General features: G+C 62.2%; 14 protein-coding genes. All 14 read left to right on the forward strand.

What is annotated here, in order from left to right; genetic code table 11:
• Positions 1-14: 14 nt before the first annotated feature.
• The 14 genes from HAP47_RS07100 to trbL all read left to right on the forward strand — a co-directional run bounded on the left by HAP47_RS07100 (position 15) and on the right by trbL (position 14,490).
• Positions 15-479, forward strand: a complete 465-nt coding sequence (locus HAP47_RS07100; protein WP_173638865.1) for a DUF2840 domain-containing protein — start codon at positions 15-17, stop codon at positions 477-479.
• Positions 476-988: a S26 family signal peptidase gene (locus tag HAP47_RS07105; RefSeq protein WP_173638864.1), complete on the forward strand. Its 513-nt coding sequence runs from the start codon at positions 476-478 to the stop codon at positions 986-988. Before HAP47_RS07100 ends, HAP47_RS07105 begins: the two co-directional genes overlap by 4 nt.
• Before the next feature lie 206 nt (positions 989-1,194).
• Positions 1,195-1,884, forward strand: coding sequence for a lytic transglycosylase domain-containing protein (locus HAP47_RS07110; protein ID WP_224924634.1), 690 nt, complete (start codon positions 1,195-1,197; stop codon positions 1,882-1,884).
• A 418-nt stretch (positions 1,885-2,302) separates the two neighbouring features.
• Positions 2,303-4,066, forward strand: coding sequence for a relaxase/mobilization nuclease domain-containing protein (locus HAP47_RS07115; protein ID WP_173638863.1), 1,764 nt, complete (start codon positions 2,303-2,305; stop codon positions 4,064-4,066).
• 40 nt (positions 4,067-4,106) lie between these two features.
• On the forward strand, positions 4,107-6,092 hold the full coding sequence (locus HAP47_RS07120; protein WP_173638862.1) for a conjugal transfer protein TraG: 1,986 nt from the start codon (positions 4,107-4,109) through the stop codon (positions 6,090-6,092).
• Between the two features lie 6 nt (positions 6,093-6,098).
• On the forward strand, positions 6,099-6,524 hold the full coding sequence (locus HAP47_RS07125; RefSeq protein WP_173638861.1) for a CopG family transcriptional regulator: 426 nt from the start codon (positions 6,099-6,101) through the stop codon (positions 6,522-6,524).
• 133 nt (positions 6,525-6,657) lie between these two features.
• Positions 6,658-7,992 (forward strand): MFS transporter, encoded by a 1,335-nt coding sequence (locus HAP47_RS07130; RefSeq protein WP_173638860.1) that lies wholly within the window; start codon positions 6,658-6,660, stop codon positions 7,990-7,992.
• A gap of 227 nt (positions 7,993-8,219) precedes the next feature.
• Complete coding sequence (trbB, locus tag HAP47_RS07135; protein WP_173640613.1) at positions 8,220-9,134, forward strand: P-type conjugative transfer ATPase TrbB; 915 nt, start codon at positions 8,220-8,222, stop codon at positions 9,132-9,134.
• 1 nt (position 9,135) lies between these two features.
• Positions 9,136-9,462: a TrbC/VirB2 family protein gene (locus HAP47_RS07140; RefSeq protein WP_173638859.1), complete on the forward strand. Its 327-nt coding sequence runs from the start codon at positions 9,136-9,138 to the stop codon at positions 9,460-9,462.
• The gene (locus HAP47_RS07145; protein ID WP_173638858.1) at positions 9,462-9,725 is read left to right on the forward strand and encodes a VirB3 family type IV secretion system protein; all 264 of its coding nucleotides are present in this window, start codon (positions 9,462-9,464) and stop codon (positions 9,723-9,725) included. Before HAP47_RS07140 ends, HAP47_RS07145 begins: the two co-directional genes overlap by 1 nt.
• 10 nt (positions 9,726-9,735) lie before the next feature.
• Positions 9,736-12,177: a conjugal transfer protein TrbE gene (gene trbE, locus HAP47_RS07150; RefSeq protein ID WP_173638857.1), complete on the forward strand. Its 2,442-nt coding sequence runs from the start codon at positions 9,736-9,738 to the stop codon at positions 12,175-12,177.
• Positions 12,174-12,902 carry a P-type conjugative transfer protein TrbJ gene (trbJ, locus tag HAP47_RS07155; RefSeq protein ID WP_173638856.1) on the forward strand — a complete coding sequence of 243 codons (729 nt, stop codon included), beginning with the start codon at positions 12,174-12,176 and terminating at the stop codon, positions 12,900-12,902. The genes trbE and trbJ overlap by 4 nt, the downstream gene beginning before the upstream one ends.
• Positions 12,902-13,264 carry a putative entry exclusion protein TrbK-alt gene (gene trbK-alt / locus HAP47_RS07160; RefSeq protein ID WP_173638855.1) on the forward strand — a complete coding sequence of 121 codons (363 nt, stop codon included), beginning with the start codon at positions 12,902-12,904 and terminating at the stop codon, positions 13,262-13,264. The genes trbJ and trbK-alt overlap by 1 nt, the downstream gene beginning before the upstream one ends.
• Positions 13,261-14,490, forward strand: coding sequence for a P-type conjugative transfer protein TrbL (gene trbL, locus HAP47_RS07165; protein WP_173638854.1), 1,230 nt, complete (start codon positions 13,261-13,263; stop codon positions 14,488-14,490). Before trbK-alt ends, trbL begins: the two co-directional genes overlap by 4 nt.
• Positions 14,491-14,534: the final 44 nt, after the last annotated feature.

A 14,534-nucleotide genomic window follows, 5' to 3' on the forward strand; every position in this document is an offset into this window, starting at 1 on the left:
CATGGAGCCGCGGCATGAGCGATCTCACGGAAGTGGAAGTGTTGTGGCTCGAGAAGCGTATCGAAAACCGCATTCGGTTCGGCCGCGTTGTCGAGGAACGCAAGATCGATCGCCACCGGCGTGTCCTGTCATTTGCGCCCGGCAGCATCTTTGCCTTCGTCCGTTGGACCTCCAACGACTTTGGGACAATCATTTCTCGGATCGACATCTTGCGCGCGGCCGCGCCGGGACAGCGCTGCTCGACTGTACCGTACGTGAAGCCCGGCGGACAGATCTTGCTGCGGCTGTCTGGTTGGCCGAAGGTCGAACGGGTGCTGCAGATGGTCGATGCCATCGAGGCCCTCGGTATCGATCCCGCTGATGTCGCGCCTGATCATTGGCATCACGTTCATAACCGTTTGTCCGTCAACGAGAACCCGCGTCCCTATACGAAAGCGCGCCACCAGGCCTGGCTTCACCGTCAGAGGGTAATGCGATGACGGGACGCCTGAAGACGCTGGCCACGAGTTTTGTGGCTGCTGCTGCGCTCGCCGCGACGATCGCCCTGGAGCCGCTTCCGCTCTACATCTGGAATGCATCCGCGAGCGTGCCGATCGGACTCTATCGCTTGCGACCGGCGGAACAATTCCATGTCACTGAGTTGGTCGCCGTGCAGCCGCCGGAGCCGCTCGCAACCTTCCTCGACCTTAACGGCTATCTGCCCATTGGCGTCCCCATGCTCAAGCGCGTGCTCGCCCTGCCGGGGCAGAGTGTTTGCAGAATCGGCCTCACGATTTCGGTCGATGAAATTGCAGTCGGCGAGGCCCGCGACCGCGACGGACGCGGTCGGCCGCTGCCGAAATGGCAAGGCTGCCGCGTGGTCGGAGACGGCGAGCTCTTTCTCATGAACTGGCAGTCGGACGACTCTCTTGATGGCCGATATTTTGGATTCTTGCCGGCGTCGGCAGTGATCGGCCGCGCGCTGCAGGTGTGGACGTGGGAGGAGTGATCGTGCGTGTTCCACGCTCTTACTCCGCCATTCCTCTTTTCGATCGATCGCGGGACCATTCCTCCGTCCCGACCAACGCTTGCAGGTCCGACGCGCGCCGCGGCAGTCAAGGGCGGCCGCATGGCCGGCGCGAAGCGGCTTTGCTCTGGACGGGCGGAAGCACGACGGCATGCTTGGCTCGGTCGGGCTTGCGTGTTTGGGCTGTCGTGTCGCTGCTGTTTGTTTTCGCTGCGTCGGACAGTGCTGCTCCAGCCGAGAGTGGATCAGTGTTAGCTCAAGCGGTTGCTCAGGCAAGCAACCCGTTTGCAGCTTTCGTCGACGAAGCCTCGAAGCGTTTTGCAATTCCGGTGAACTGGATCGGTTCGGTCATTAACCTCGAAAGCGCTAGAGACCTGCACGCCAAGTCGCCCAAGGGCGCAATGGGCCTAATGCAGATCATGCCGGCGACTTGGGCGGAACTTCGCGAGCGCTACAATCTCGGGAACGACCCCTACGACCCGCACGACAACATTCTGGCCGGTACGGCCTATTTGCGAGAACTGCTGGACCGGTACGGCTCGCCTGGCGTGTTTGCCGCGTACAACGTTGGACCATCTCGCTATGAAGAGCATCTCGCAGGCGGCTCTCTGCCAGAGGAGACGCGAGCCTACGTCGCGAAACTTGCAAGTCTACTTGGCATCGAATTGCCGCCGAGATGGCCGTCCAGCGGACAGTCAGCAGCAGCTGCAACGCTATTCGTCACGCGATCCGGTCTCATGAAAACACGCGTTCGGTTGCCGGCTCTCATGCCGTCGAGCGGCGTCACGACTGCAATCTCTGCGCCCGATGTTTCGCTCATGGTCCCCCGGCCTATTGGCGTGTTCGTCCCTCGATCGGAGGCGGGAGTATCGCAATGACCAAGTGCGCGGGTTCGCAAGCCTTCGTGTGCTTCACCAAGCAGGTGCCGCGTGTTGATGGCGTATGGGCGATGCCTTCGGCCTGCGCTCTACTCGTCGCTTCGCTCCTCACCGAGCCACCCTTCAGGTGTCTCGGCCCTTCGGGTAACGATCGCTATCGCAAGCGCGCGGAAGCGGTAGGGGCTTCGCGAGCACCGAGTTGGCTTGGAGGTTGGGCCGCGGGAATCAGCGGCCGGGAAACTACGACGGCAGGACGGCGAGATAAAAGGGGCTCGCCGGTCGAACCGCAAGCCATTGGCATGGCTTGGGTTCTGGCGTGCCGGTCGGTCGGGGCGCGTGCCGCGCCTTGCATTTTCACGAACGCAATCAAAGGCGTTTACGGCACCTTGCGCGCTTTTGATTGTTCGGAGGCCCTGCCGTGAGCGTGCGCGACAGCGACCTACGCATTCGGCCTGGGCGCATCCGCAGCACACGCGCGCCGAAGCAAAAGAGCTTCATCAACCAGGTACTGCGCGCGGCGAAGAAGGTCGGACACACCTCCGGCCAAGCGACGGCTGGCAGGCGTTCTGCTGCCTACGGGCGCTCGACATTTGGTCGCGGCCGGCTCGCCTTTAGTCGCAGTCGGTTGTTTAGCCCCTCACGCCGCGTCGTTGTGAAGGCGCGTATCGTCCGACACAAGGGGCGAGCCTTCCGCTCCGCGCCATTGACCGCTCATCTTTTATACCTGAAGCGTGATGGCGTGACCCGAAGCGGCGAGAGGGCCGAGATGTTCGATGCCGGCAGCGATCGTGCTGACGGCGCGGCTTTCGCAGAGCGCTGCAAGGACGACCGGCATCATTTCCGGTTCATCGTCTCGCCAGAGGACGCCGGCGACATGACGGACCTCAAGGCCTTCATCCGCGATCTCGCCAGGCAGATGGAGACCGATCTCGGCACGCGGCTCGATTGGGTGGCCGTCGATCACTGGAACACCGACAACCCTCACGTCCATCTGCTCGTTCGCGGAGTCGATGCGGAAGGAGCCGATCTGGTGATCTCGCGTGACTACATCAGCCAGGGCCTGCGCTCCCGCGCCGAGGAACTGGTCGCCATCGAATTGGGGCCGAGTCCGGAGCACGAGATCCGCAGTTCGCTGGAGAGGGAAGTCACGGCAGAGCGATGGACCCGGCTCGATCGGGAGATCCGGTTGGGGGCCGATGAGACCGGCTATATCGATCTTCGCCCAGAGCATCCCTTCAAGTCCGATCCCGAGATCAGGCGCCTGATGGTTGGTCGTCTTCAGCACCTGGAGAAGATGTGCCTTGCTGCATCCGCCGCGCCCGGGGAATGGATGATTGGGCTCGAGGCCGAGCGGAATCTCCGCGACCTCGGTGTGCGTGGCGATATCATCAAGACCATGCACCGCGCCTTTGCCGAGCGTGGCGAGGCACGCGGCGTTGCCGACTTCGTCATCGAAGGGGGACAGCCGACGTCCCAACTCATCGGACGGCTGGTCGATCGTGGATTGCATGACGAGTTAACGGGCGAGGCCTACGCTCTGATCGATGGAACTGACGGGCGCGTGCACCACGTGCGCTTCCGAGGGATCGAAGCCTTCGAACATGCACCGCCGAACGGCGGCATCGTCGAAGTCCGGCGCTTCGGTCAAGCCGGCGATCCGCGTCCCACTTTGGTGCTCGCAACCCGTTCCGACCTCGATCTTGGTGAACAGGTCACCGCAAAAGGGGCCACCTGGCTCGACCTCCGGCTGGTCGAACGCGACCCAATTCCGCTCGCCATGGGCGGATTCGGCCGCGAGACCCGCGATGCCATGGAAGCCCGTACCGAGCATCTGATCCAGGACGGCCTGGCGCGGCGGCAGGGCCAACGCATCGTCCTGCAGCGCGATCTCCTGAACACGTTGCGCCGGCGTGAACTGGACGAGGTGGCCGCAAAACTCTCGGCCGACACTCGCCTGCCTCACGTGAAGCCCGACTCTGGGGAGCATGTGGCGGGCACGTATCGCCAGCGGCTGACGCTCACCTCCGGGCGCTTTGCGATGATCGATAATGGGCTCGGCTTCCAGCTCGTGCCCTGGTCGCGCGAGCTCGAAAAGAAGCTCGGCCAACACGTCACCGGCGTCGTGAAGGACGGCGGCGGCATCGAATGGGGTTTTGGCCGCAAGCGCGACCTTGGCCTCTAGCTTGAGTTCGCCAGATTCAATTTCGCAAAGGATGGTCGGGATGTCCGGAACCAAAATCCTCTGGGGACAGGTGATCGTTGTCGGGCTAATCGTTTTGCTCGCCATCTGGGGAGCAACCGAGTGGACGGCTTGGCGGCTCGCCTATCAACCGGAGCTTGGGCGGCCCTGGTTCGAACTGTTGGGCTTCAAAATCTATTACCCGCCCGTCTTCTTTTGGTGGTGGTTCGTCTACGACGCCTATGCACCACAGGTCTTTGTCGAGGGAGCCTTCATCGCGGCGTCGGGGACCTTCGTTTCGATCGCGGCGGCGATCAGCATGTCGGTATGGCGGGCGCGCGAGGCCAAGAATATTGAGACCTATGGTTCGGCGCGCTGGGCCGGCGCAGAAGAGGCTCGCGCGGCTGGACTTCTCGGTCCGGATGGCGTGGTGCTCGGCAAGCTCGATCGCGACTACCTTCGCCATGACGGACCGGAGCACGTGCTGTGTTTTGCACCCACCCGGTCGGGCAAAGGTGTTGGCCTCGTCGTTCCCTCGTTGCTGGCCTGGCCAGGTTCGGCCATCGTTCACGACATCAAGGGTGAGAACTGGCAACTGACTGCCGGCTTCCGCTCGCGGCACGGCCGCGTCCTGTTGTTCGACCCGACCAATCCCAAGTCCTCGGCCTACAATCCGCTCCTCGAGGTCCGGCGCGGGGAATGGGAGGTGCGCGACGTCCAGAACGTCGCTGATGTCTTGGTCGATCCCGAAGGCTCCCTCGACAAGCGGAACCATTGGGAAAAGACCAGCCATTCCCTGCTGGTCGGTGCCATACTCCACGTCCTCTATGCTGAGGCGGACAAGACCCTGGCTGGCGTCGCGGCCTTCCTGTCCGACCCGAAGCGGCCGATCGAGGCGACGTTGAAGGCGATGATGACCACGCCGCACGTCGGCGAGCGGGGCGCCCATCCCGTGGTTGCCTCGACCGCACGCGAACTCCTCAACAAATCCGAGAATGAGCGTTCGGGCGTGCTGTCCACGGCGATGTCATTCCTCGGTCTTTACCGCGATCCCGTAGCGGCCAGGGTGACCTGCCGCTGCGACTGGCGCATCGCGGATCTGATCGCGGATAGCCGTCCGACGACGCTTTACCTGGTAGTGCCGCCCTCCGACATCTCGCGGACCAAGCCGCTGATCCGTCTGGTGCTGAATCAGATCGGCCGACGTTTGACCGAGGACTTGCATGCCCGCGACCGCCGGCATCGTGTTTTGATGATGCTCGATGAGTTCCCGGCGCTGGGCCGGCTTGATTTCTTCGAGTCCGCGCTCGCTTTCATGGCGGGCTACGGCATCAAGAGCTTTTTGATCGCGCAATCGCTCAATCAGATCGAGAAGGCCTATGGACCGAACAACGCGATCCTCGACAATTGCCACGTCCGGGTCAGCTTTGCGACCAACGACGAGCGCACCGCCAAGCGGGTATCCGACGCGCTGGGCACGGCGACCGAGATGCGGGCGATGAAGAACTATGCCGGCCACAGGTTGAACCCATGGCTGGGCCACCTCATGGTCTCGCGCCAGGAGACGGCGAGGCCGCTTTTGACCCCAGGCGAGGTCATGCAGCTTCCGCCGACGGACGAGATCGTCATGGTGGCGGGGACGCCGCCGATCCGGGCCAGGAAGGTCCGCTATTACGAGGACCGGCGGTTTACCGAGCGGGTCCTGCCGCCCCCCGATCCGGCGGTATCCGGTCGATCATCGCGGACGGACGGATGGTCAACCCTTGGACCGCTGAAGCCGGCGCCGCTTCCAATCGACGGGGGGCAAGGAGAGGAAGACACGGCAAACAGCGGGCTCCGTCGCGAACCCGAACTCCCTGATCACGTCGCGATCGTCAGGGAAACAACCGAGCCGTCGCCAGCCGAGGAATTTGCCGCCGTTCTTGACGACGATGAGGACGCGGTCCGCCAGTCCCGACTCATGCGTCAGCAGATGCGTGGCGTCGCGCGTCAGGTCGCCATGGACCCGAATGACGGTATGGAGCTCTGAGGCAACATGCGCGACCGGATGAACGTGTATTTCCCGCCAGAGCTGCTGAGACAGATCTCGGACCTCGCCGATCGCAAAAAGCTGTCCCGGTCTGCGATCGTGGAAGCTGCTGTTGCTTCGTTTCTGTCACCGGACGGAGCAGACAGGCGGGAGGCCGCGTTCACCCGTCGCCTGGATCGGCTCTCGCGCCAGATGCAGAGGCTGGAGCGCGACGTCGGTTTGACGGCCGAGACTTTGGCCCTCTTCATTCGTTTCTGGCTGACGATCACGCCACCGTTGCCCAACGATGCGCAGGCGGCCGCGCAAATAAAGGGCAGGGAACGCTTTGAAGGATTTGTCGAGGCGCTTGGCCGTCGTCTGCAAAAGGGGCAAAGCTTTCTGCGCGAGATTCCGGAAGATATCCGCGGTCAGGGATCGGCCGACGAATCCTGACCGAGCATCCTGGATAGGCGACCGCGCCGGCCCTTCCTTTTCCTACGCCAGCCTACGACCGCAGCGATTTAGCCAACTCACAAAAAGCTGGACGCGCTATCGGCTCGAATGAGCTGAGGAGCAAAGGGCGATCATGCAAATTTCAAGGGCATGGCGTGTCATCGCGCGCGTTTTTCTCCCGTTTGCTGCTGGATACTATCTTTCGTATCTGTTTCGAACGATCAATGCTCTGATCGCCGGTCATCTCAGCTCGGATACCGGGCTTGGGGCTGTCGACCTCGGACTGCTTACGTCAGTCTATTTTTTGGTTTTCGCGGCGGCTCAGATCCCCGTCGGCATATTGTTGGACCGATTTGGTCCGCGTCGTGTCCAGAGTGCTCTACTGTTGGTGGCCGCCGCGGGTGCTGGACTATTCGCGGTGTCCACTGGATTCCTGCCACTTTTGATCGCGCGCGCAATGATCGGGCTTGGCGTGGCAGCGGCGCTCACCTCTGGACTGAAGTCAATCGTTCTCTGGTATCCTGGCGAGCGAGTGGCCTTGCTCAATGGCTATATGATCATGCTGGGGTCACTAGGAGCAGTCACCGCCACGGCACCCGCTGAGTATCTCCTTACCTGGATCGGCTGGCGACAGCTCTTTGAAATCCTGGCGGCCGCGACCAGTGTTACCGCCGTTCTCGTCTATGTAGTGGTGCCGGAACGAGTCATCATACGACCACCGGCATCAGTTCCCGCGACCCTCAGCTCCGTTTTCCGCGACAGGCGTTTCTGGCGTATCGCCCCGTTGTCGGCGACTTGCGTTGGATCGGCTTGGTCTCTGCAGGGATTGTGGGTATCGCCGTGGCTAATGGATGTAGAGGGGTTCGATCACACAGCTGTGGTCGGACGGCTTTTCATAATGTCGATCGTCTTGAGCTGCGGTGCCTGGTTGTTCGGGATGACCGTCCACTACATCAAACGAAGAAGTATCGGGGCGGAGACGATACTAGCGATAATTGCAATGCTGTTTATCGCAGCAGAGTCAGTCTTGATCCTGCGAGCGCCTCTGCCGTCCATCTTGCCCTGGTCCATTGTCGCAATTGTCGGAACGGCAACCGTGGTCAGCTTCGCGGTGATAGCGGATTACTTTCCGCCGGAGCTTGCCGGTCGTGCCAACGCGGCTTTGAACGTCCTGCACTTTGGCTGGGCATTTCTGGCTCAATACGCGACAGGTCTGGTCCTGGAGCAATGGTCTGCGAATGATGGCCATAGGCCCGTACAAGCCTATCAAGTCGCGTTCGGCCTCAACGTAGCGCTGCAGATCGCGGCGTCGATTTGGTTCGCGCTGCCTTGGCGCCGATCCATCGCTTCGTGGATGAGTTCAATTCTCGACTTCAAGCAGGCTGATGTTTCCTACGCCGTCGAGTCAGTTGGGTCGTGTGAGGATTCGCTCATCTTCGTGCCCGCCGATGACGATGCGACGTGGTGAGCCGCAACTCGCGGCGAACCAAGACAATTGAGTAGCCTCAATTGCCGGTTCTCGGCCTTTCTTTTTCTACGCTGCTCTACGATCACCGAAAGCGCTTGTTGCGCCAAGTCCGTCGGTGCCTTTTCTAATCATCCCCATCTGAGGGCCCTCTCTGGATGCCCTCGTTGCTGGGGGTGACTGTGGCAATCCATTCCTTTCAATCGGAAGCGAATTCTCGCGGCGCGCGAATGCTACGCAGTGCGCTCGGAACGGCGATCGCTGGTTACCTCGAAGATGAAGCGATTATCGAGGTGATGCTCAACCCAGATGGGCGACTGTGGATTGACCGACTGTCGAGTGGCCTGATCGACACAGGCGAAACTCTGTCCGCGGCCGACGGCGAGCGCATTGTCCGCTTAGTAGCGCATCACGTGGGCGCCGAGGTGCATGCCGGTGCACCACGGGTTTCGGCAGAACTGCCTGGGACCGGCGAGCGCTTCGAGGGGCTTTTGCCTCCGGTCGTTGCCGCACCGGCGTTCGCGATCCGCAAACCCGCTGTCGCCGTGTTCACGCTCGACGACTACGTCGCCAAGGGGATCATGACTTCGGAGCAAGCCAAGATCCTGAAGTGCGCGGTCTCCGCACGGAAGAACATACTCGTCGCCGGTGGGACATCGACCGGCAAGACCACATTGACGAATGCGCTCCTGGCCGAGGTGGCAAAGACCTCCGATCGCGTCGTGCTGATCGAGGATACCCGCGAACTCCAGTGCAAAGCGCCAAATCTTGTGGCGTTGCGGACCAAGGATGGTGTGGCCACGCTATCGGACCTCGTTCGCTCCTCACTGCGACTGCGTCCCGATCGCATTCCGATCGGCGAGGTCCGCGGCGCTGAAGCACTCGATCTCCTCAAGGCTTGGGGCACTGGTCATCCCGGTGGCATCGGCACCATTCATGCGGGCACCGCGCTCGGTGCGCTGCGGCGGCTCGAGCAACTCATCCAGGAGGCCGTCATCACGGTTCCGCGCGCCCTGATCGCCGAGACCATCAATCTTGTCGCGGTCCTTAATGGGCGCGGCGCTGACCGTCGCCTCGCTGAACTCGCCCAAGTCGCGGGGCTCGGTGCCGCCGGCGACTACAGCCTTTCACCAGCAGGAGACTGACATGCGTTCGAACTCTGATTTTCTTCGGCAAGTCGCATCACTCATTGCTTCCGGTACGGTTCTTCTGACGACGGCGCCGGCATGGGCGGCGGGCTCGAACATGCCGTGGGAGCAGCCACTCAATCAGATTCTGCAATCGGTCGAGGGCCCGGTCGCCAAGATCATCGCCGTCATCATCATCGTCGTGACCGGGCTCACGCTGGCCTTCGGGGACTCGTCAGGTGGTTTCCGCAGGCTGATCCAGATCGTGTTCGGTCTGTCGATCGCGTTCGCGGCCTCGAGCTTCTTCCTGTCGTTCTTCTCTTTTGGCGGCGGCGTGGTGATCTAATGGATGATCAAGTCGCAGGCTTTGTCGTACCGGTTCACCGCGCGCTCACTGAGCCAATCCTGATGGGCGGCGCGCCGCGATCGGTCGCGATTATTAACGGCACGCTTGCGGCAACCCTTGGACTTGGACTGCGGCTCTGGATCGCGGGTCTCGTCCTCTGGTTCATCGGCCACATGGCCGCCGTCTGGGCCGCCAAGCGCGATCCCGCTTTCGTCGATGTCGTGCGCCGACACCTGCGCATTCCCGGCCATCTCAACGCCTGAGCTCTCGGTCATGATGAACCTCGCCGAATATCGTCATTCTAATGCCCGGCTTGCCGACTTCCTGCCTTGGGCAGCTCTGGTCGACGAGGGAATCATCCTGAACAAGGATGGTTCGTTTCAACGGACAGCAAAATTCCGGGGCCCGGATCTCGACAGCGCGGTGCCGGCTGAACTCGTCGCCGTCGCCGGTCGTCTAAATAACGCTTTGCGCCGCCTTGGATCCGGCTGGGCTGTGTTTGTCGAGGCGCAGCGCCATTTTGCCGGTAGCTACCCGCCGAGCACCTTTCCGGACGTCGCGTCCGCGCTGGTTGATGCGGAACGTAGGGCTCAGTTCGAAGAGGCTGGCGCCCATTATGAGTCCAGCTATTTCCTGACTTTCCTCTATCTGCCCCCGGAGGAGGGGGCCGCCAGGGCAGAGCGACTACTCTACGAGGGTCGCGATCGCACCGCTGGAGCCCATGCTGGCGAGGTGCTCCGTGGGTTCATCGATCAAACCAACCGCGTGCTGCAGCTCGTGGAAGGGTTCATGCCCGAATGCGCCTGGCTCGATGATCAGGACACGCTGACGTACCTGCACTCGACGATTTCGACCAAGCGTCATCGCGTTCGGGTTCCAGAAATTCCCATGTACATCGATGCGCTGCTGGCCGACCAGCCGTTGACCGGCGGGCTCGAGCCGATGCTGGGTTCAGCGAACCTCCGGGTTCTCACGATCGTCGGCTTTCCCGGCGCGACGACGCCGGGAATTCTGGACGACCTGAACCGCCTGGCATTTTCCTATCGCTGGTCGACGCGGGCAATCATGCTCGACAAGAACGATGCCACCAAGCTGCTGACCAAAATTCGTCGCCAGTGGTTCGCCAAGAGAAAGTCCATCGGCGCCATCCTTAAGGAGGTCATGACGAACGAGGCATCGACGCTGCTCGACACCGACGCCCACAACAAGGCCTTAGATGCCGACGCGGCGTTGCAGGACCTGGGTTCGGACCAGATCGGACAAGCCTTTGTTACGGCGACCATCACGGTGTGGGACCGCGATCCCAATGCTGCGGATGAAAAGCTGCGGCTGGTCGAGAAGGTCATTCAGGGCCGCGATTTCACCTGCATGATCGAGACGGTGAACGCCGTCGAAGCCTGGCTCGGTAGTCTGCCGGGACATGTGTATGCCAACGTCCGGCAGCCACCGGTTTCGACCCTCAACCTAGCCCATATGATTCCGATGTCGGCCGTGTGGGCCGGCGAGGCGAGGGATCTGCACTTCAAAGGTCCGCCGCTCCTGTTTGGCAAGACCGAGGGATCGACCCCATTCCGATTCTCCCTCCACGTCGGCGACGTCGGCCATACCCTCGTGGTGGGGCCAACAGGTGCTGGCAAGTCGGTCCTGCTCGCTCTGATGGCGCTCCAGTTCCGCCGTTACCCGAGCTCTCAGGTCTTTGCGTTCGATTTTGGCGGCTCGATACGCGCGGCCGCGCTCGCCATGGGCGGCGACTGGCATGATCTCGGCGGCGCATTGTCTGACGGAGACGACCAACCAGTTGCCCTGCAACCGCTGGCGTGGATCGAGGATTCCGCAGAGCGCGGTTGGGCCACGGAGTGGCTCGGTGCGATCCTGGCACGCGAAAAGATCGACATCACGCCGGAGGTTAAGGATCACCTGTGGTCGGCGCTGACGTCTCTTGCCTCGGCGCCGATGCAGGAGCGAACCCTGACGGGCCTGTCCGTTCTGCTGCAATCCAACGCCCTAAAACGTGCCTTGCAGCCCTATTGCCTGGGCGGTCCTTCCGGGCGCCTGCTCGACGCCGAATGCGAGCGCCTTGGGGAGGCGTCGGTTCAGGCGTTTGAGACCGAAGGGTTGATCGGAACGAGCGCGGCGCCGGCCGTGCTGGCCTACCTCTTTCATCGTATTGGCGATCGTCTCGACGGCCGTCCAACACTTCTGATCGTCGATGAAGGCTGGCTTGCCCTGGACGATGACGACTTTGCCGGCCAGCTCCGCGAATGGCTGAAGACGCTCCGAAAGAAAAACGCGTCCGTCATCTTCGCCACCCAGTCCCTGTCGGACATCGATGGCTCCGCCATTGCGCCGGCGATCATCGAAAGCTGCCCGACGCGGCTGTTGCTGCCGAACGAACGGTCGATCGAGCCGCAGATCACCGCCATCTACCGCCGCTTCGGTCTCAATGACCGACAGATCGAGCTTCTCAGCCGGGCAACGCCAAAACGCGACTATTATTGCCAGTCTCGTCGCGGCAACCGGATGTTCGAACTCGGCCTCGGCGAGGTCGCGCTCGCCCTTACAGCAGCCTCCTCCAAGACGGACCAGGTCGCCATCGCGCGGCTGCTCGCCGAACATGGGCCTGATGGCTTCGTGCCGGCATGGCTCCAGCACCGCGGCGTTGCCTGGGCCACTGACCTGATCCCCAACCTCGTCAATCTGGAGAAATCGGTATGAGGCGTCTTGGTCTGTTGCTGACGGCGGGTACCGTTGCTCTGGCGTTCGTCGTCACGGTGCCCTCACGCGCGCTCATTGTCTTCGATCCCAACAACTACGTTCAGAACGTCCTGACCGCTGCCCGGGAACTCCAGCAGATCAACAACCAGATCACCTCGTTGCAGAACGAGGCGCAGATGCTGATCAATCAGGCCAAGAATCTGGCAAACCTGCCGTACTCGTCGCTGCAGCAATTGCAATCATCGATTCAGCGGACCCAGCTGCTGTTGGCCCAGGCTCAGCGGATCGCCTACGACGTCCAGCAGATCGACCGCGCCTTCTCGACCAGTTATGCACCAGCTGCCAGCAGCCAGTCGAACCAAGCGTTGGTCTTAAACGCGCAGTCGAGATGGCAGAACTCGGTCGCCGCATTGCAGGACGCGCTCCGCGTCCAAGCTGGCGTTGTCGGAAATCTCGACACCAACCGCATCCAGACGTCCGCATTGGTGACATCAAGCCAAGGCGCCAGCGGCGCTCTTCAGGCGACGCAAGCCGGCAATCAGATTCTCGCGCTCCAGGCCCAGCAACTCGCCGATCTCACCGCTGCCGTGGCGGCACAGGGCAGGGCGCAAAGCCTTGAAGCGGCGCAGCGGGCCTCTGCCCAGGATCAGGGGCGGGAACAGCTCCGAAGGTTTTTGACACCGGGGCAGGGCTATCAATCATTTAACGTGCAGATGTTCCACTAATGACCGATGTAAACGCGTTCAAGGCATTGTCGCTGCTTGTTTCGATCGGCGTGTTTGTCGTCGCGGCCTGTACAATTCAGCTTCGTGGTGGGAACGACCCTGCGCCGCAGACGGCGGAGCAGACGACGGGTGCAACCAGCGCTGAACTCGCGCGCTGCCGCAGCATCACGTCGGAGGAAGCGGCAGGTTATCAGCATTGCAAGCAGCTTTGGGCCGAAAGCCGCCGCCGCTTCTTTGGCAAGAAAGATGGTATCGCAGGCCACCATGAAGCCGCCGCAGGCCTAGCGTCGGTCCCAAAGGATCAGAGCCGGGTCCCGCAAGGATATCCGCCTCTCGCCACACCTGAGGCGGGCAAGCCATGACCGGTACGGGGATCATCGACCAGTTCCTGGAAACGTTCACTCGCTATATCGACAACGGCTTTGGGCTGCTGGGGAGTGACGTCGGGTATCTCGCAACGACCCTTGCCGCGATCGACATTACGCTCGCCGCGTTGTTCTGGAGTTGGGGACCGGACGAGGACATCATCGCGCGCCTCGTCAAGAAGACACTCTTTGTCGGCGTCTTCACCTATCTCATCGGTAATTGGAACAGTCTGGCACGCATCGTCTTCGAGAGCTTTGCCGGTCTTGGGCTGAAAGCGTCCGGCGCAAGCCTGTCTGCATCAGATTTCCTGCGGCCGGGAAAGATCGCTCAAGTCGGACTCGACGCTGGCCGACCGCTGCTCGATTCGATCTCGAATTTGATGGGTTACATCAGTTTCTTCGAGAATTTCGTTCAGATCGTCGTTCTCCTGTTCGCCTGGGTCGTGGTGCTGCTCGCCTTCTTCATCCTTGCGATCCAGCTCTTCGTCACCCTGATCGAATTCAAGCTGACGACGTTGGCCGGCTTCGTCCTCATTCCCTTTGGCTTGTTTGGCAAGACCGCCTTCGCGGCAGAGCGGGTTCTGGGCAACGTCCTATCCTCCGGAATCAAGGTCCTGGTCCTGGCCGTGATCGTCGGTATCGGCTCGACCCTGTTCTCGCAGTTCACCTCCGGCTTTGCTGGCGGGCAGCCGATGATCGAAGACGCGATGACGTTGGTGCTTGCGGCGCTCTCTTTGCTGGGCCTCGGCATCTTCGGTCCCGGAATCGCAAACGGCCTGGTGTCCGGCGGTCCACAACTCGGCGCCGGTGCGGCTGTCGGTACCGGACTTGCCGCTGGCGGAGTCGTGGCTGCCGGCGCGGGACTTGCCGCCGGTGGCGCTGGTCTCGCCGGCGGCGCCATCGCAGGCGCCGCGCGCGGCGGCGGCGCGGTCTTCAGTGGAGTATCCGCCGCCTACCGAACCGCAGGCCTTGCTGGTGTCGCCGAGGCCGGTGGCTCGGCCGCCATGAGCCCTTTGCGCCGCGCAGCGGCTGCGCTCGGCGGAGGTGGGCACGCAGGCGAGCAGGCCGCAAGCACTTCGGCCGAAGGGCAACCCGACTGGGCGCGACGCATGAAACGTGCCGAGGCCATTCGGCACGGTGCATCGGCGGCCGGCCACGCGGTCCGCTCCGGCGATCACGGTGGCAGCGGTTCTGCCGTCGATTTGTCCGATGGAGAGCGCTGAGACGAACTGCTCTTACGCCACACAGCAGCGCCTCGAACCCGAAC

The organism is Bradyrhizobium sp. 41S5, assembly GCF_011516665.3.
In the GTDB taxonomy this organism is placed as follows: Bacteria; Pseudomonadota; Alphaproteobacteria; order Rhizobiales; family Xanthobacteraceae; genus Bradyrhizobium; species Bradyrhizobium quebecense.